Origin of the sequence: Opitutus terrae PB90-1 (assembly GCF_000019965.1) — a bacterium.
In the GTDB taxonomy this organism is placed as follows: Bacteria; Verrucomicrobiota; Verrucomicrobiia; order Opitutales; family Opitutaceae; genus Opitutus; species Opitutus terrae.
Genome location: NC_010571.1, coordinates 2,650,123 through 2,666,837, shown reverse-complemented (window position 1 = coordinate 2,666,837; position 16,715 = coordinate 2,650,123). Strand labels below are relative to the sequence as shown.

At 64.3% G+C, this 16,715-nt stretch carries 16 protein-coding genes; 9 read left to right on the top strand and 7 right to left on the bottom strand.

Translation table 11 applies throughout. The features are described 5' to 3' along the window. Positions 1-65 precede the first annotated feature (65 nt). On the bottom strand, positions 66-956 hold the full coding sequence (locus OTER_RS10505; protein WP_012374897.1) for an SCO family protein: 891 nt from the start codon (positions 954-956) through the stop codon (positions 66-68). A 119-nt stretch (positions 957-1,075) separates the two neighbouring features. Here OTER_RS10505 and OTER_RS10500 point away from each other — a divergent pair, with 119 nt between their 5' ends. From OTER_RS10500 to OTER_RS10490, 3 genes are read left to right on the top strand one after another with little or no spacing between them, the layout of a single operon-like run. Continuing rightward, entirely contained in the window at positions 1,076-2,056 is a 981-nt protein-coding gene (locus tag OTER_RS10500) for a COX15/CtaA family protein (RefSeq protein WP_012374896.1), read from the top strand. Further along, positions 2,053-2,940 (top strand): heme o synthase, encoded by an 888-nt coding sequence (gene cyoE, locus OTER_RS10495; protein WP_012374895.1) that lies wholly within the window; start codon positions 2,053-2,055, stop codon positions 2,938-2,940. Before OTER_RS10500 ends, cyoE begins: the two co-directional genes overlap by 4 nt. Continuing rightward, the gene (locus OTER_RS10490; RefSeq protein ID WP_012374894.1) at positions 2,937-3,404 is read left to right on the top strand and encodes a DUF420 domain-containing protein; all 468 of its coding nucleotides are present in this window, start codon (positions 2,937-2,939) and stop codon (positions 3,402-3,404) included. The genes cyoE and OTER_RS10490 overlap by 4 nt, the downstream gene beginning before the upstream one ends. Before the next feature lie 157 nt (positions 3,405-3,561). Here OTER_RS10490 and OTER_RS10485 read toward each other — a convergent pair whose 3' ends face one another. Next, positions 3,562-4,047, bottom strand: a complete 486-nt coding sequence (locus OTER_RS10485; RefSeq protein WP_012374893.1) for a plastocyanin/azurin family copper-binding protein — start codon at positions 4,045-4,047, stop codon at positions 3,562-3,564. Between the two features lie 207 nt (positions 4,048-4,254). Between OTER_RS10485 and coxB the strand changes: the two genes are divergently transcribed. The 5 genes from coxB (at position 4,255) to OTER_RS10460 (ending at position 9,686) form a co-directional block, all read left to right on the top strand. Beyond that, entirely contained in the window at positions 4,255-5,532 is a 1,278-nt protein-coding gene (coxB, locus tag OTER_RS10480; RefSeq protein WP_012374892.1) for a cytochrome c oxidase subunit II, read from the top strand. Positions 5,533-5,596: 64 nt separating this feature from the next. Further along, the gene (ctaD, locus tag OTER_RS10475) at positions 5,597-7,582 is read left to right on the top strand and encodes a cytochrome c oxidase subunit I (protein ID WP_012374891.1); all 1,986 of its coding nucleotides are present in this window, start codon (positions 5,597-5,599) and stop codon (positions 7,580-7,582) included. 106 nt (positions 7,583-7,688) lie between these two features. After that, positions 7,689-8,303, top strand: a complete 615-nt coding sequence (locus OTER_RS10470) for a cytochrome c oxidase subunit 3 (protein ID WP_012374890.1) — start codon at positions 7,689-7,691, stop codon at positions 8,301-8,303. Positions 8,304-8,365: 62 nt separating this feature from the next. Then, positions 8,366-8,746, top strand: coding sequence for a cytochrome C oxidase subunit IV family protein (locus tag OTER_RS10465; protein WP_012374889.1), 381 nt, complete (start codon positions 8,366-8,368; stop codon positions 8,744-8,746). A 118-nt stretch (positions 8,747-8,864) separates the two neighbouring features. Beyond that, a complete protein-coding gene (locus OTER_RS10460) occupies positions 8,865-9,686 on the top strand; it encodes a cytochrome c oxidase assembly protein (RefSeq protein ID WP_012374888.1) in 822 nt (273 codons plus the stop codon). A 165-nt stretch (positions 9,687-9,851) separates the two neighbouring features. Here OTER_RS10460 and cysK read toward each other — a convergent pair whose 3' ends face one another. Continuing rightward, positions 9,852-10,835 (bottom strand): cysteine synthase A, encoded by a 984-nt coding sequence (gene cysK, locus OTER_RS10455; protein WP_012374887.1) that lies wholly within the window; start codon positions 10,833-10,835, stop codon positions 9,852-9,854. Between the two features lie 162 nt (positions 10,836-10,997). Here cysK and OTER_RS10450 point away from each other — a divergent pair, with 162 nt between their 5' ends. Continuing rightward, on the top strand, positions 10,998-12,794 hold the full coding sequence (locus OTER_RS10450; RefSeq protein ID WP_012374886.1) for a sodium:proton antiporter: 1,797 nt from the start codon (positions 10,998-11,000) through the stop codon (positions 12,792-12,794). A gap of 158 nt (positions 12,795-12,952) precedes the next feature. Here the strand turns inward: OTER_RS10450 and OTER_RS10445 are convergent, their stop codons facing one another. The 4 genes from OTER_RS10445 to OTER_RS10430 form a co-directional block, all read right to left on the bottom strand. Further along, a complete protein-coding gene (locus OTER_RS10445; RefSeq protein ID WP_012374885.1) occupies positions 12,953-14,008 on the bottom strand; it encodes a sulfate/molybdate ABC transporter ATP-binding protein in 1,056 nt (351 codons plus the stop codon). Positions 14,009-14,065: 57 nt separating this feature from the next. Continuing rightward, on the bottom strand, positions 14,066-14,941 hold the full coding sequence (cysW, locus tag OTER_RS10440; protein WP_012374884.1) for a sulfate ABC transporter permease subunit CysW: 876 nt from the start codon (positions 14,939-14,941) through the stop codon (positions 14,066-14,068). Between the two features lie 130 nt (positions 14,942-15,071). Beyond that, entirely contained in the window at positions 15,072-15,908 is an 837-nt protein-coding gene (gene cysT / locus OTER_RS10435; RefSeq protein ID WP_012374883.1) for a sulfate ABC transporter permease subunit CysT, read from the bottom strand. After that, complete coding sequence (locus tag OTER_RS10430; RefSeq protein WP_012374882.1) at positions 15,908-16,714, bottom strand: M14 family metallopeptidase; 807 nt, start codon at positions 16,712-16,714, stop codon at positions 15,908-15,910. The genes cysT and OTER_RS10430 overlap by 1 nt, the downstream gene beginning before the upstream one ends. Position 16,715 lies beyond the last annotated feature (1 nt).

Here is a 16,715-nt window from a genome sequence, read left to right as displayed (position 1 = left end):
GTTCGCGATGCCGCGACGAGGGCGTCGCGGCTCCATTTGGCGGCGGGTTCGGTACACGTTGCGGTTCATCCCCGTTTCATTTTCGGCACGAACTCCTTCGGGTCCCACGAGCTGCCGTCGGTGCGGTGCACGATCCGGCCTTTCTCGTCGATCAGGATCGTCGCGAGCGTGTGTTTCACCAAATCGTCCTTGTCGGGCTCGGCCAGGACGCCGAATTGCGCGAGCAGATCGCGCACTGCGTTCTCCGGTCCGGTCAGGAATGAGAAGTTGCTGGTATCGATGCCACGCGTGGTGGCGTATTCCTTCAACACGCCCGGCGTGTCGTAAGCCGGGTCCAAGGTGATCGAGACGAGCTCAAGGTTGGTCACGCCGGCTTCGCGCGCGAGCTTTTGGGCGATGCCCATCTTCGCCGTGGAAGCGGGGCACATCGTCGCCACCGGGCAGCGCGTGAAGATGAAGTTCAGCATGACCTGCTTGCCGGCGAACCGGCCGCTTTGCACCACCCGCCCCTCCTGATCGTAAAGCGCGAACTCGGGCATCTTCTCGCCGATCTCGCGGTACACGCCGCGACCGCGGGCGAGGGTTTCCTGCCGCAGCGCGTTCGCCCGCGCCTCAATCTCCTTCACCTGCGCCGGATCCATCGGCCAGATCCGTTCGAGCCGCCAGTCGCCCTCGCCGGCTTTGATCAAACGCGCGCGAATCTTCTGGCCCGGTTTCGCCAGCGCCACATCGCCTGGCGTAGCAGTGAACTCCATCGTCATCGCGGGCATCAGGCCGGGGATGTCGTCGTGCCGCACCACCAACACGTTTTCCGCCGGGTTCACCTCCACGATTTCGCCCGTGAGCGGATATCCAGGTTCCGGTTTCGCCTGCGCCGCGGTTTCGCTGCGGCCGCAGCCCGCCAGCACGACGACGCCCCAGGCGGCGAGGATCGAGACCAGTACGGAACGGCGCATCGATCGCGCGGATGCCGAAACATAAGATTTCATCGTGCAACGGATTCGCCGATCGAAAATTTTGTCAAAGGGTTTGCCCATGCCAGCAAGGGCGCTTCTGCTGCAAAACTCCCTTTCTCATGGATTCCTCCCCCCCTGATCGTCGCACGGCGGACTACAAACCGGCGCTGGCTTGGTTTGCCGCGCTGGGCGCTGCCTGGGTTTTCGTGCTCGTCGTGCTCGGCGCGTTTACCACCAGCATCGGCGCCGGGATGGTTTTCCCCGACTGGCCGCTCTCCAACGGCTCGCTCAATCCGACCGGCTGGCTCGAGGACCTCGCCATGTTCGCCGAACATTCGCACCGGCTCAGCGCCGGCGTGATGAGCACAATCACCCTCGTGCTCGCCGTCTGGTTGTGGCGGACCGAGTCCCGTGGGTGGCTGCGCAAGCTCGGGCTATTTGCTGTCGCTCTGGTGTTGTTCCAAGCGCTGGTCGGCGGACTGCGCGTGCTGCTCGATCACCAACACGTGGAGATGGTGAACACCAGCGTTGGCCGGCTGTTCGCGATGCTGCACGCCTGCCTGGCGCAACTGTTCGTCTGCACGCTGATCGCGATCGCCGTGGCCTGCAGTCGCAGCTGGCGCAGTCGCAGTCTGCCCGTCACCGCCGGGTTGCGGCGCGCCGGGCTCGTGTGCTGCGCGCTGATTTTCGTGCAGCTCGGGATTGCTTCCGTGATGCGGCACAGTTTCGCCGGGCTCGCGATTCCCACGTTCCCGTATTCGACGATCCAGGGCGACTGGCTGCCTGATTTCTGGAACTTCCGCATCGGGATCAACTTTGCCCATCGTGTCATGGCGGTAGTGATCACGGGCGCGCTGCTCTGGTTTTTCGTGCAGATCCGCCGCAATCGGGCGTTGTCGATTGGTATCCAACTCGGCGCCTCGGTCATGCTTTCCCTCCTGGCGCTGCAAATCATGCTGGGCGCCGCCGTCATCTGGACGCAGCGCTCGCCGCACATGACCACCGGCCACGTGCTGGTGGGCGCGCTTACGCTTGGCGTGACATTCTGGCTGACGTGGCTGGCGCATCGCGACCTGATCGAAGAGAAATCGGCCGCATGAGCACGACGCCGGCATCGAACGCGAAGTTCTCGGACTACCTCGAGCTGACGAAGCCGCGGCTCAGCATGCTGTCGGTGATGACGGCCCTCGTCGGTTATCTGGCGGCGCGGCCACCGTGGGATCCGATCCAACTCGCGCTGCTCGTGCTCGGCACCTCGGCGGCGGCGGGCGGTGTGGCCGCACTGAACCAGTGGCTGGAGCACGACACCGATGCTCACATGAAGCGGACGGCCGACCGTCCAATTCCCGCCGGCAAGGTGGCGACGGGCTCGGCGTTTGTGCTCGGCGTGTTGATGTGCATCGGCTCGCTGTTTTTGCTCTACGCGCTGGTGCACCCGCTCGCGGCGTTGTTCACGCTGCTGACGATTTTCTCCTATCTCGGCTGGTATACGCCGGCGAAACGCTGGTCGCGCTGGAGCACCGAGATCGGAGCCGTCGCCGGTGCGTTTCCGCCGTTGATCGGATGGAGCGCCGGCGAAGGCCGCGTAACCGCGCTCGGCTGGGTGCTGTTCGGCGTGCTGTTCTTCTGGCAGGTGCCGCATTTCATGGCCGTCGCGTGGACGTATCGGAAGGACTACTCTGCCGTCCACTTCCCCATGCTGCCGGTGCGCGATGAATCGGGCGAACGCGTGGCGCTGTGGTCATTGATCAACACCGCCGCGCTGCTGGTGACGAGCCTGCTGCCGCTGCTCTGGGGACTGACCACGTGGTTCTACGGCGTGGCCGCGGCGGTCACCGGCCTCTGGTTTCTGTGGCAGGCGATCAAGTTCATGCAGCCCGCCACGCGCGACCGCGCGGCCCGGAAATTGTTTTTCGCGTCGATCGGCTACCTCCCACTGGTGCTCGGCGCCTTGGTGATCGATCGGCTCTTTCTGGTGTCATGACCATTCAAGACATTCCCGCGCTGAATGCCGCGCTCAACGCCACGGCGACCGTCCTGATCACGGCGGGTTTCCTGCAAATCAAGGCGGCGCAGCGCGCGCACGACACAAGCGTCCGCTCGGCCCGGATTCAGACGCATCGCCGGCTGATGCTCACCGCAGGCGTCGTCTCGGCGGTGTTCCTGATCAGCTACGTGACCCACAAGGCGCTCGTGCGCGGTGTGCACACGCCGTTCGGCGGCACGGGAATCATCCGGCCGGTCTACTATGCGATGCTGCTCACGCACGTCGTGCTCGCGATGGCCATCGCGTATCTGGTGCCGCGGACCTTCTGGCTCGCGCTCAACGGCCAGATCGACCGCCATCGCGCCTGGGCGCGATGGACTTACCCCATCTGGCTCTACGTCAGCGTGACCGGCGTGCTGGTTTATTTCTTCCTCTACCAGTGGTGGCCGGTCGCGCACTGACGTGCGCGGCAATGCTGGGTTCTGCGTTCTGAGTTGCGGGTTTTGAGTTCCGAGTTGTCACCGACCGCGACACACATCGCGGTCGCGACACTCCTGAACGCAACCTGGTGCGGAACTCAAAACTGCGAGCCCGAAATCCTAAACTGCGTCGTGCGCCTCAACGCACGACGAGCACGCCCTTCATCCCGACTTGGTAATGGCCGGGGAAGGAACAGAGGAACGGATACTCGCCCGGCGCTGACGGCACGGTGAAAGAGACTTCGTCCGACTTGCGCGGCCCGAGCAGCTTGGTGTGCACGATGATCTGGGCCTGCTGATCCGCCGGGATGTAGTCGGTCGCTTTCGCCTGCGCCGCCGCACGGTCAAACGCCTCCACCTCGGTGCCCAGTTTCAGGAGGATCCAGTTGTGGCCCATCACCTCTTTCGGCTGCGAACCGATGTTGGTGAGCACCACCTTGAGCTCTTCGCCGGCCTTCGCCTCGATCCGGCTCAGGTTGAACTTCATGTTGTCCCCGGCCGTGATTTCGACGGTACGCGGACCGGACTGGGTCGCGGGCGAAGCGGTGGTCGCGGACTCTTTTTTGCCGCAGGCGGTGACCAGCAGCGCAACGAGCAGCGTCGGGAGCAGAAGACGGATTTTCATGGCGACGCACCGGAGGGAGGAATTAGCAAAACGCAAGTGACCGCGCCTTCGGCACGCGTTCTTGCAGGCTGCTAATAGAATGATTAAGCAGGGCAATAAATGCGCACTCTCGGCCAAAAAACGCGGATTCGGGCTTGAAATGACCGAGGCTTCACAGACTGTTTCCGGCCCGCCATTTGGATAAACTTTCCTTCTCCTAGCTAGAACATGCGTTCATTCTCCCTCCCGACCGAAACCCCGTGGCGATCCCGCCTTACCCGCTGGCTGCGCAGCGGCTTAGCCCTCGGGGCGCTCGCCCTCCTGCCGGGTTGTGACCTGAAGTTTTGGCGCATGGATGGACCGATGTCGGCAGTGCATGCCGACGGTCCGGTAGCGCGGGCGCAGGCGGAGGTGTTTCACGTCACGGTCTGGGTGGTGCTCGTGATTTTTGTCCTGGTCGGCAGCACGCTGGCTTACGCCATCCTCAAGTTCCGCGCCCGCAATGCCGCCGACGAACACGCCGCGCCGCCGCCGCAGAGCCACGGCAACCCGCTGATCGAGTTGAGCCTCATCGGCGCTTCCGTGCTCGCGCTCGTGGTCATCGCCGTGCCCACGCTGAAAGGGATCTGGTACACGCACGACGTGCCCGCGGAGGAGAAAGCCGATGCCTACCCGATCACCGCGCAAGGCTATCAGTGGTGGTTCCGTTTCGAGTATCCCAACGAGCAGATTCCCAACGTGGGTTCGCTCGTGACCAGCAACGAGCTCGTGATTCCGGCCGGCCGGCCGGTGCGGATCGATCTGCGCGGGATGGATGTGATCCATAGCTTTTGGGTGCCTCGCCTCGCCGGCAAAGTGGACATGATCCCGAACCGCGCGAATTTCCTTTGGCTGAAGGCCGACGAGCCGGGTTACTTCTGGGGCCAATGCGCTGAGTACTGCGGCGACTCGCATGCGGTCATGCGCTTCCGCGTCATCGCGCTCGGGCCACGCGAGTTCAACGAGTGGCTCGAGCAGCAGATCGCGCCGGCGCGCGTCGTGCCGGCTGCGGCCCCGGCGAACGCCGGCGAACCAGCGAAGGCGCAGTTTGCCTCGTACAAAACCGACTGGAAGCGCAACGAGCCCGGGTACTCCGAGGAGTTCGATCTCAAGCCACTGGAATCCTGGCGCGCCCAGCAGTTTCCCGCGCACGACGAGGATCCGGCGCTCATCGCAAAAGGGCGTCAGCTCTTCCAGTCGAAGACGTGCTTCTCCTGCCACTCGGTGCGCGGCCACTTCGTCGGCGGCAGTGCCGCGTATCCGGACCTCACGCACCTCGGCTCGCGTACGACGATCGCGGCCGGCCTGCTGCAAAACACGCCCGAGCAGCTCGCCCGCTGGCTGGCCCACCCGAACGTCGTGAAACCCGGCAACCGCATGTGGACCGAGGGCTATCAGAAAAACAATATCCAGCTGACACCCGACGACGTCACCGCCCTCGTCGCCTATCTCCAAAGTTTGAAGTGACCGCCCCCGCGGCCCACCTCGCCCCCCGGCTCCCTTCCCCGCTCCCACCCACCTTTCCCGCCACATGGACGCCACCGTCAAGTCGCCCTTCATTGCCACTCAACCCAAGGCTCCCGCCAAGCCGCTCGTTTTCTGGCGCCCCACCGCGAAGACCGGGCTGATGAGCTGGCTCACGACCGTCGATCACAAGCGGATTGGTTTCCTCTACGGCTTCTTCGGGCTGTTCTTCTTCCTCGTGGGCGGCTTCGAGGCGCTGCTGATCCGTCTGCAGCTGATGTTTCCGAACAACGATCTGCTGACGGCGCAGCAGTACAACACGATGTTCACGATGCACGGCACGACGATGATCTTCCTCGCCGTCATGCCGATCGGCGCCGCGTTCTTCAATTTCATCATGCCGCTGCAAATCGGCGCGCGCGACGTGGCTTTCCCGCGGCTCAACGCCTTCTCGCTTTGGACCTTCGTCGCCGGCGCCATCATCGTGAACATCGGCTGGTTCCTGCCCGATGGCGCGCCCAACGCCGGCTGGTTCGGCTACGCGCCGCTGACGTCGCGCAATTTTATTCCGCAAAACTCGGTGGATTTCTGGGTGATGGGCCTGCAGCTCCTCGGCGTTGCCTCCATCGCCGCCGCGCTGAACTTCATCGTCACGATCATCAACCTGCGCGCGCCCGGTCTCACGATGATGCGGGTGCCGGTGTTCACGTGGATGACGCTGATCACGTCGTTCCTCATCATCCTCTCGTTCCCCGCCATCACCATCGCGCTGGTCGAGCTGATGATGGACCGCCAGTTCGGCACGAACTTCTTCGAGGTTTCGAACGGCGGCATGCCCATCCTGTGGCAGCACCTGTTCTGGATCTTCGGCCACCCGGAGGTCTACATCCTGATCCTGCCCGCGATGGGGATCGTGTCAGAAATCCTGCCGACGTTCTCCCGCAAGCCGCTCTTCGGCTATCCAATCGTCGTCTTCTCGGGCGCGGCCATCGGCTTCCTCGGTTTCGGCGTGTGGAGTCACCACATGTTCACCACCGGCATGGGCACGGTGGCGACGGCTGCGTTCGCGCTCGCGACGATGGCGATCGCCGTCCCGACCGGCGTGAAGATCTTCAACTGGATCGGCACGATCTGGAACGGACACCTGCAGATGCGCACGCCGATGATGTTCGCGCTCGGCTTCATCTGGATGTTCATGATCGGCGGCTTCTCCGGCGTGATGCACGCCGCCGCGCCGCACGACGCCCAGCAGCAGGACAGCTATTTCGTCGTCGCCCACTTCCACTACGTGCTGATTGGCGGCTCGCTGTTCGCACTGCTCGCCGGCATCCACTACTGGTTCCCGCTGATGTTCGGCCGCAAGGTCAGCGAGTTCTGGGGCAAGCTCTCGTTCTGGGTCATCTTCGTTGGCTTCAACGTCACCTTCTTCCCGATGCACTTCCTCGGGCTGAACGGCATGCCGCGGCGCACGTTCACCTACGATGGGAACATGGGTTGGAATGCCGGCAACTTCGTCTCGAGCGTCGGCGCGATCATCCTCGGCCTCGGCGTCGCGATCTACTTCGGCGTGATGGTGTACACCTACCTCAAGGGCGAACGCGTCGGCCGCGATCCGTGGGATGGCCGCACGCTCGAATGGTCGCTGCCCACCCCGCCGCCGGAATACAACTATGCGGTCACGCCGACCGTCCACGCCCGCGATGCGTTCTGGTATGAAAAACATCATCGCGACGAGATCGCGCGCGAAAAGTCCGAACACGCCCAGGCCGAGGAGGCGCACGGCGGCATCCACATGCCGCACCAGTCGATCTATCCTTTCATCACCAGCCTCGGCATCCTGATCGGTGCCTTCGCCGTGAGCGGACTCGATTCGAACGCCGGCCAGCACAAGCTGCTGATCGCGATCGTCGGCGGCGTGATCATGCTCGCCGGCATCTATCTCTGGGCGCTCGAGGGCTCCGACGGTTACCATCTTCACGTCGACAAAGACGGCAACGTCGTCGCCGACGAATCCACTCAGACCGACGCTCCCACACCCGACACCGTGCATTGAGGCACGCGGCGCTGACGCGGTCCCCCGATCGCGCCAGCGCCCTCCCTTTCTCCCGTTCCCGAACTCCGATCTCCGTTTCCCGATCTCCGACCCTCGCTTTTCGCCCATGAGCACTCACGCCGGCGCCATCGATCACCATCAGGACGTCACCACGTCGACGGGCATTCCCAACAAGAAGCTCCTCATGTGGGCCTTCCTCGCGTCGGACTGCATGTTCTTCGGCACGCTGATCGCATCGCATCTCATCTACCGGCTCTATCCGCCGGCGGGCACGCCCAGCCCGAAGGAGATCTTCGATCTCCCGCTCACGTCGTTTTCGACGTTCATCCTGCTGATGTCGTCGCTGATGATGGCGCTGGCGGTGAATGCGATTCAGAAGGGCAACGTTCGCAGCATGCGCTTCTCGCTGCTCACGACCGCGTTCTTCGGCGCAATCTTCCTCGGCTGCCAGGTGTACGAATTCACGCACTTCGTGCATGAGAAGGGGCTCACGATCACCGGCAGCATCCTCGGCTCGACCTTCTACACGCTGACCGGCACCCACGGCCTCCACGTGCTCATCGGCGTGATCTGGCTGATGTCGATGTATCTCTATTCCTTCACGGGCCGCGTCACGCAGAAGGAGGCGATCGATGTCGAGTCGATGGGCCTCTACTGGCACTTCGTCGACATCGTCTGGATCGTGATCTTCACCGCGGTCTACCTGCTCGAATACCTCTGATCACCGTTGCCCCGATCTCGATCTCCGATCCCCGCACTCCGATTCCCGATTTCCGTCCCCGCATGAGCACCCCTGCCATTTCAATTCCCACCGAACCGCGCGAGCACGCCGGCGAAAACAAGTTCTGGGCCTACGTGCAGATCGCGATGTTGCTCGCGGTGATCACGGGCGTGGAGATCGTCGCGATCGGGCTCCCATTCTCCAAATGGCTCATCGTCGCGACGCTCGTGCTGCTCTCGCTGGTGAAGTTCCTGTTCGTCATTTTCTACTTCATGCACCTGCGGTGGGACAAAGCGTTCTGCACGATCCTGTTTTTCATCGGGCTGATCCTGGCCACCGGCACGGTGTGGGCGCTGCTGATGCTCTTCGGCATCGAGGACAGCCGCCCCCTCTCGGCCGAACCGGCTGAGCCGCCGGCGGCCGAAGCCGCGGCGAGTTCGTGAACGCGACTTCGCAGCGTGGCGTTTTTCGGTGGAGCGCGCCGCCCCTGGCGCGCTGGCACGCACCCTTCTCCCATCAGCCCGCCGGGACGACAGGCTCCCAGCCGGATGACCGATCCCGATGATCGACTGGCGCCACTGGCACAATGAGCCGTACCTGATCGGCGGGCTGATTCTCGTCGGCTGGCTCTGGGCGATCTGCGCTGGCCCGCTGCGCGCGCGCCTGGCGCCCGGTGAATCTTTTCCGCGCGGCGCGGCGTGGCGGTTCTATTCGGGACTGGTCATTTTTTATCTAGCGGTCGGTTCACCGTTGGACCAGATCGGTGAGCGCTTCCTGTTTTCGGCGCACATGCTGCAGCACCAACTGCTGGTCTATCCTGCTGCAATCCTCGTTCTGCTTGGTCTGCCGACCTGGATGGTGGACCCGCTGCTCGCGACACCAAGGCGGCAAAGCGTGTGGCGCCTGCTCGTGCATCCCATCTCCTGCACTATTCTCTACTCGCTCACTATTTCGGTGTGGCACCTGCCCGCGCTCTACGACCTCGCGCTCCGCCACAAAACGATCCACGTGCTGGAGCACCTGATGTTTTTCGGCGCCGCGCTGCTCTACTGGTGGCCGATGCTGAGTCCTTCCGCGGTTTTGCCGCCCCGACGGCCCGGAACGCTGATTCTCTATTTCCTCGCGGTGGAGATCCTGATGACGCCGATCTTCGCCTACGTGACTTTCTCGCAGGATGTGCTCTACGCGACCTACGAGTACGCCCCGCGCATTCTTCCCGGCTTTTCGGCCGCCGATGACCAGCTTCTCGCCGGTTCCAGCATGAAGCTCGTCGGGATGGCGGTGGCGCTCGGCGCGATCGCCGTCTGCTTCTGGCGCTGGTATGCCGCTGGCGAGCGCACGAATGTCTCGCCGCCCGCTGCGCAGTCGCGGCTGGCGCACTGAGCGAGCGCCGATACAGAACGTAGGGAGGCAGCCAGCTGCCTCTACAGCTGCAGGTTCGCTTCGCGAGATCAGTCGTCCTCTGGTCTCGAGACGTCGCAACAAAACAGCCGGGCTCAACGAGCCCGGCTACTTGGGAAGCTGCTGCGCGTGAACTGTCGCCCGGGTTTACGTCGTCGCCGGCGCGAGGAGGTCGTCGATCGAGTCGCTCTCGGTGTTCACATCCGCAAACAGCCACGTTGACAGATACCGCTCGCTGCTCGAGGGCATGATCGCCACGATCTGCTTGCCCTTGTTTTCCGGTCGTTTCGCGAGCTGGATCGCCGCCCACACCGCCGCTCCTGACGAAATGCCGATCGGAATTCCGTCAAGCTGGTTCACCTGCTTCGAAACCGGCGCGGAATCGGACTCCTTCACGCGAATCACCTCATCGTAGATCTTCGTGTTCAGCACCGCGGGGATGAACCCGGCGCCGAGACCCTGCAGCTTGTGCGGTCCCGGCTGGCCGCCGGAGAGCACGGCCGACGCATCGGGCTCGACGGCGATGATCTTGAGCGACGGCTTGCGCGGCTTGAGCACCTCGCCGAGGCCGGTGATCGTGCCACCCGTGCCGATGCCGGACACGATGAAGTCCACCTTGCCGTCGGTGTCGCGCCAGATCTCCTCGGCCGTGGTCTTGCGGTGAATCGCCGGATTGGACGGATTGGAAAACTGCTGGAGGATGACCGCGCCCGGGATCTTGCTGGCGAGTTCCTCGGCCTTGGCGATGGCGCCTTTCATGCCCTTCGCGCCCTCGGTCAGCACCAAGCGCGCGCCGAGCACCTTGAGCAGCTTGCGCCGCTCCGTGCTCATCGTTTCCGGCATGGTCAGGATCAGCTTCAGTCCCTTCGCCGCGGCGACGAACGCCAGCGCGATGCCCGTATTGCCGCTCGTCGGCTCGATCAGCACCGATTTCTGCGTGATCTTGCCCGCTTTCAGCGCGTCATCGATCATCGCGAAGCCGATGCGGTCCTTCACGCTCGAGAGCGGATTGAAGAATTCGAGCTTCAGGAGAATCTCCGCCTGCGCGCCGTGCGCGGCCGCCGTGCGATTCAACCGCACGAGGGGCGTGTTACCGATCGTTTCCGTGATGTCGTTATGGATCTTGGCCATGGTCTTGTGGGGGGTTGGATGAAAAACAAATCAAAGGGCGCGCCGCCGGAAATGCGGGTGCAAATTGTGGCATAATCCGCCGGCTCGCAAACGGGCAAATCCCGCGCGGCGACGCGCTTTTCCTCTGGGCGTGCCGCGGGGAAGTCCTTTCACTGCGCAGCGATGACGTGGCAGATCGCCCTCGTATTCGTGCTGCTCGCCGCCACGCTGGCGAGCTTCATGCGGGAAAAATTCCCGCCGGACCTGACGGCCCTCGCGCTGCTCGTCGTGCTGATCGCGACGCGGCTGCTGCCGATGGAGAAAGCCTTCAGCGTGTTCGCCAATCCGGCGCCGATCACCATCGGCGCGATGTTCGTGCTGAGTGCGGCCCTGGTAAAATGCGGCGCGATCGATCTCTTCTTCACGCTCATCGAGCGTTCGGCCGGCTGGTATTACGGCGTGGTCGTCGGCCTGCTGGTGCTGGTCGTCGGCGCGATCTCGGCCTTCGTGAACAACACGCCGGTCGTCGTCGTCTTCCTGCCGGTGGTGCTGGGCCTCGCCCGGCGCATGCAGCTGTCGCCCTCGAAACTCCTGATCCCGCTCTCCTACGCGGCCATTCTCGGCGGCACGTGCACGCTCATCGGCACCAGCACCAACCTGATCGTCAACAGCATCGCGGTCGCCAAGGGCCTGCCCTCGATCCGGATGTTCGAGCTGGCCTGGCTCGGTATACCGACGCTGCTCACCGCCGCCGTGTACCTCGCTATTGTCGGCCGCCGACTCTTGCCCGATCGCGAGATGCTGACCTCGATCCTCAGCAGCGAAGAGCGGCGCGAATACATCACTGAGGCCTTCGTGCAGCCGGGCTCCGCCGTGCCGGGCAAGACGATCGCCGAGGCGGGACTCACCCACCGCCGCGGCATTCGCGTGTTGGAACTGGTGCGCGACGGCATACCGATCTCGCTCGAAACGCCGCGGCTGCGGCTGGAGGCGGGCGACCGGCTGCTCCTCGCCTGCCGGCCCAAAGGCATCGTTCACACGCGCGGGATTGCCGGCGTCGACCTCATTTCCGAACTGAACGTCGGCCTCGAGCAGATCGCCGCGCACGAAGGCTCGATCGTCGAGGGCGTACTCGCACCCGCGTCGGAGTTGGTGGGCCGCACCCTGCGCGAACTCAAGTTCCGCCAGCGGTTCCGCATGGTCGTCCTCGCGATTCATCGCCAGGGGTTGAACCTCCGCGAGCAACTCGACTCCACCCCGTTGCGCGCGGGCGATGTGCTGCTGATGATGGGCACCGACCCCGCCATCCAAGCGCTGCGCGCGGGGCAGGACATCATCCTGTTCGACCAGGCACCGCTGCCCGCCCGCGCCATGAACAAACGGCTGCCTCTCGCCATGGCGGTCGTGGGAGCGATCATCGCCACGGCGTCGCTCAACTGGGTGCCCATCGAACTCGGCGCGCTCGCCGGCGCCGTCCTGCTTTGCGCCACCGGTTGCATCAAACCCCGCGACGCCTACCACGCGATCGAGTGGAACATCCTGTTCCTCATTTTCGGCATGCTGGCCATGGGCCACGCGATGGAGCACACCGGCGCCGCCGCCTACGTGGCCCATAACATCGTCAGCTTCGTCAACTACGTCGTCCCGCTGGATCACCGTGCGATCGTGATGCTTGCCTGCATCTATCTGGTCACGGCGGTGTTCACCGAAATCCTTTCCAACAACGCCGTCGCCGCGCTCATGGCACCGATCGCGATCGGCGTGGCCGTCGCGCTGCACGTCAATCCCCAACCCTTCGTGGTGGCGGTGATGTTCGCCGCGTCGGCCGCGTTCTCCACCCCGATCGGCTATCAGACCAACACCTACGTCTACGGCGTGGGCGGCTACCGGTTCGGCGATTTCTTGCGGATCGGGATTCCGCTGAACGTGCTGTGCTTCGTCACCGCCGTCCTCGTGATTCCGCGGATCTGGCCGCTGTGACGCCGCCGCGCTGGTGGAGCCCGGCCTCCCCGCCGGGCTGATCGGGTTTCGGACGGTCGCGCGTGCTCCGCGCGACGACAACCCGCCGGGGACGGCGGGTTCCACCTTTGCTGGTCGTGCGCGAAGCGAGCTTGGAGCAGGTGGCGTCATCGTACGGCTCAGATCGCGTAATCCGACTCGAATGAGTGCCCCTGCCGCAGCTGCACGCGGACCAGATCGTTCACCCGCAAGCCGAGCGTTTCCAGCTCCAGCCGGGAAATCTCCGCCTCGAGCGGCTCGCGGGTGTGCACGTTTTCCAACGTCAATCGCGCCTGCGGGCCGGCCGCATGCACATGGCGGATCACCACCGGCAGTCCGGCTGCACCGGGCGCGTCCAGCGACACGACGATATCGTGTGGCCGGACGTAAACCAGCCCATCCGCCTCGAGTGCGCCCTCCGGCCGCCGCGGCCCCTGCGCCTCGGCCAGGGCCTGCGCTCGCAGCACGTTCACGTTGCCGAGAAATTGATACACGAACGGCGTCGCGGGATGATCGTAGACCTGCTGCGGCGTGCCGACCTGCTCCACCCGCGCATTGTTCATGATCACGACCTCGTCGGCGATCTCCAGCGCCTCCTCCTGGTCGTGCGTCACGAACACGGTGGTGAGATGAATCTCCTCGTGAAACCGACGCAGCCAGCGCCGCAGTTCCTTGCGCACCTTCGCGTCGAGCGCGCCGAACGGCTCGTCGAGCAGGAGCACCTTGGGCTCGACCGCCAGTGCCCGGGCCAGCGCGACGCGCTGCCGCTGCCCGCCGGAAAGCTGGGAAGGATAGCGGGCTTCGAGCCCTTCCAGCTGCACGAGTTTGAGCAGCCGGTGGACGCGGTCGGCGATTTCGTTGTTCTTGGGCCGGAGCTTGCGGGGCCGCACTTTCAGTCCGAACGCGATGTTTTCAAACACGCTCATGTGCCGGAACAACGCGTAGTGCTGAAACACGAAGCCGACGCGGCGCTTGCCCGCCGGGACATGCGTCACGTCCTCGCCGTGAAACTGGATCCGGCCGCTGCCCTCGTCCGCCTGCTCGAGTCCGGCGATGATGCGCAGCAGCGTGGTCTTGCCCGAGCCGGAGGGCCCGAGCAGCGCGACCAGCTTGCCCCGCGGGACGGTTAGGTCCACGCCGTCGAGCGCGGTGAACCCGCCGAATTTTTTGCGGATGTTGGAAACTTGAATGCTCATCGCTGCGCGAACGTCGTTGGAGATTTTGTGTTCAGGCTGGTCATCGAGGTTCGATGTTCACGGTCGGCTCGCCGCGTGCCGCCATTCGATAAACGCTTTCAGCACGAGCGTGACGATCGCCAGCAGCGCCAGCAGCGAGGCGACCGCGAACGCGCCGACGAAATCATACTCGTTGTAGAGAATCTCGACGTGCAGCGGCATCGTGTTCGTCTCGCCTCGGATGTGGCCGCTGACCACCGAGACCGCGCCGAATTCGCCCATCGCCCGGGCGTTGCAGAGGATCACACCGTAGAGCAGTCCCCATTTGATGTTGGGCAACGTCACGCGCCAGAACGTCTGCCAGCCGTTCGCGCCGAGCGTGATGGCCGCGTATTCTTCGTCCGCGCCCTGCGCCTGCATCAACGGAATCAACTCCCGCGCGACGAACGGAAAGGTCACGAAGATCGTGGCGAGCACGATGCCCGGCACGGCAAAGATGATCTTCAGATCGTGCTCCTGCAGCCAGGGTCCGAGCCAGCCCTGCAGCCCGAAGACGAGCACGTAGATCAAGCCGGAGATCACCGGGGAGATGGCGAATGGCAGGTCGATGAGCGTCGTCAACAGGCTCTTGCCGCGGAACTGGAATTTGGTGATCGCCCATGCCGCCGCGACGCCGAACACCAGGTTCGCCGGCACCGCAATCGCCGCCGTGAGCAGCGTAAGCCGGATCGCCGCCAGCGCATCCGAATCGCTGAATGCGGCGAAATAGGCGCCCACGCCGCGCCGCAACGCCTCGGTGAACACCGCCCCCAGCGGCAGGAGCAGGAAGCACGTGACGAAGAGCAGCGCCACGCCGGTCAGCAGCCAGCGGGCCCATCGCGGATCGTTGGTCGCACGCGGCGCCGGACCAGCGGCGGGGCGACTAGCGAGAGAACTGGCGATGGCGGAGGACATGTTTGAGGGAAGAGCCAGGTAACAAGGATCAAGTAGCAAGCGCCCGATCCTTGCGCCGGCCTGCAACTCGGTTGGTGATCTTCATGACGCTGGCGTTCTTGTTACTTGGCCCTTGTGCCTTGTTACTTCTTTAAATCCGGTGATAGCGGCGGCTCCATTTCTGAAGCAGGTTGATCACGAGCAGCATCAGGAACGAGATGATGAGCATCACGACCGCGATCGCGGTGGCGCCGCGATAGTCGTATTGCTCGAGCTTCGTGATGATCAGCAGCGGCACGATCTCGGTCTTCATCGGCATGTTGCCCGAGATGAAGACCACCGAACCGTATTCGCCCAACGCGCGCGCAAACGACAGCGCGAAACCGGTGAGCAGCGCGGGCAGCAACTCCGGCAGGAGCACGCGCACGATCGTCTGCCAGCGGTTCGCCCCGAGGCTGGCGGAGGCCTCCTCGATCTCCGGCTCGAGTTCCTCCAGCACGGGCTGCAGCGTGCGCACGACGAACGGCAGCCCCACGAACGTCAGCGCGACAAACACGCCGAATTGCGTGAACGCGACCTTGATTCCATGCGGCTCGAGCCACTGTCCCACCCAGCCGTTGGGTGAATAGATCGTGGTCAGCGCGATGCCCGCCACCGCGGTGGGCAGGGCGAACGGCAAATCCACGAGCGCGTCGACGATGCGCCGGCCGGGGAAACGATAGCGCACGAGCACCCACGCGAGGATCAGTCCGAACACGGCGTTGACCGCCGCGGCCGCGAACGACGCCCCGAAGCTCAACCGATACGACGCCAGCACGCGCGGCGACGCCACCGCCGCCACGAAATCGCTCCAACTCATCCCGGCCGTGCGGATGAACGCCGCCGAGAGCGGGATGAGGACGATGAGCCCGAGGTACGCCAGGGTGAACCCGAGCGACAGACCGAAGCCGGGCAAAACCGAACGGGACGTGCGGGCGACGGTGGACATCAGAGATCCTGGGCGTAGGAAATGAACCGGCGGTATTCCGCCAGGATGCTGAGCACCGCCAGTTCGGCTGCCTGTGCCTGCAGCTCAAGTGAGGCGCGGCCGGGCGTTTCAAAGATGATCTCAAACGGCTGCGGCCGCTGTTCGGGCGCGGGGCGCAGAACACCTTTGAAGCAGTCGTTGATCACACCGGCGCACGCGCTGAACCCGTCGATCAGCGGGTCGTGATTGCAGGGGATCACGCGCTCGGACGCGCGCAACGCCGGCACGAGCAGGTCCTCGTTGAGCTCGCGGCCATGTGCATAGCCATACAGCCCTTCACTCGTATCGTCGGCGTGGAGTGCAATCAGTCCGTCGAAGGCCTGCTCGCGCAATTCGCGCTCGAGGATCTGCACCTCCGGCTGGCTCGATCCGGTCCAGAAGAGCCGGTTGAGGTCGAGACCCGCGCGGTTGTGGCGCGTGCCGTCCTCGTAGCCCGTCGGATTGCAGAGCGGATACGTCACCAGGTCATAGCCGCTCGCCAGCTGTGGGTCGGCCACGAGCGTGGTCAGCAGGTTCAGCAGCGCCAGCGCACCGGCCGGCTCATCGCCGTGCAGCAGCGCGAACACTCCGATCCGTTTCTGGGGCACGTTGGTCGTCGGTCCCAGAAAGGTGAACCGAGGAATCGTGTAGCGCCGTGCGCCCAAGCGAAACGATCCCGGATCCGTTCCGATCACCGCCGGGCACGCCTCGGCGAGCGAAACGAACGGCCAGTAGAGCCGGCGCAACGTGTGCGGGTAAACCATCGGGATCTGTTCGGTTGCGACCATG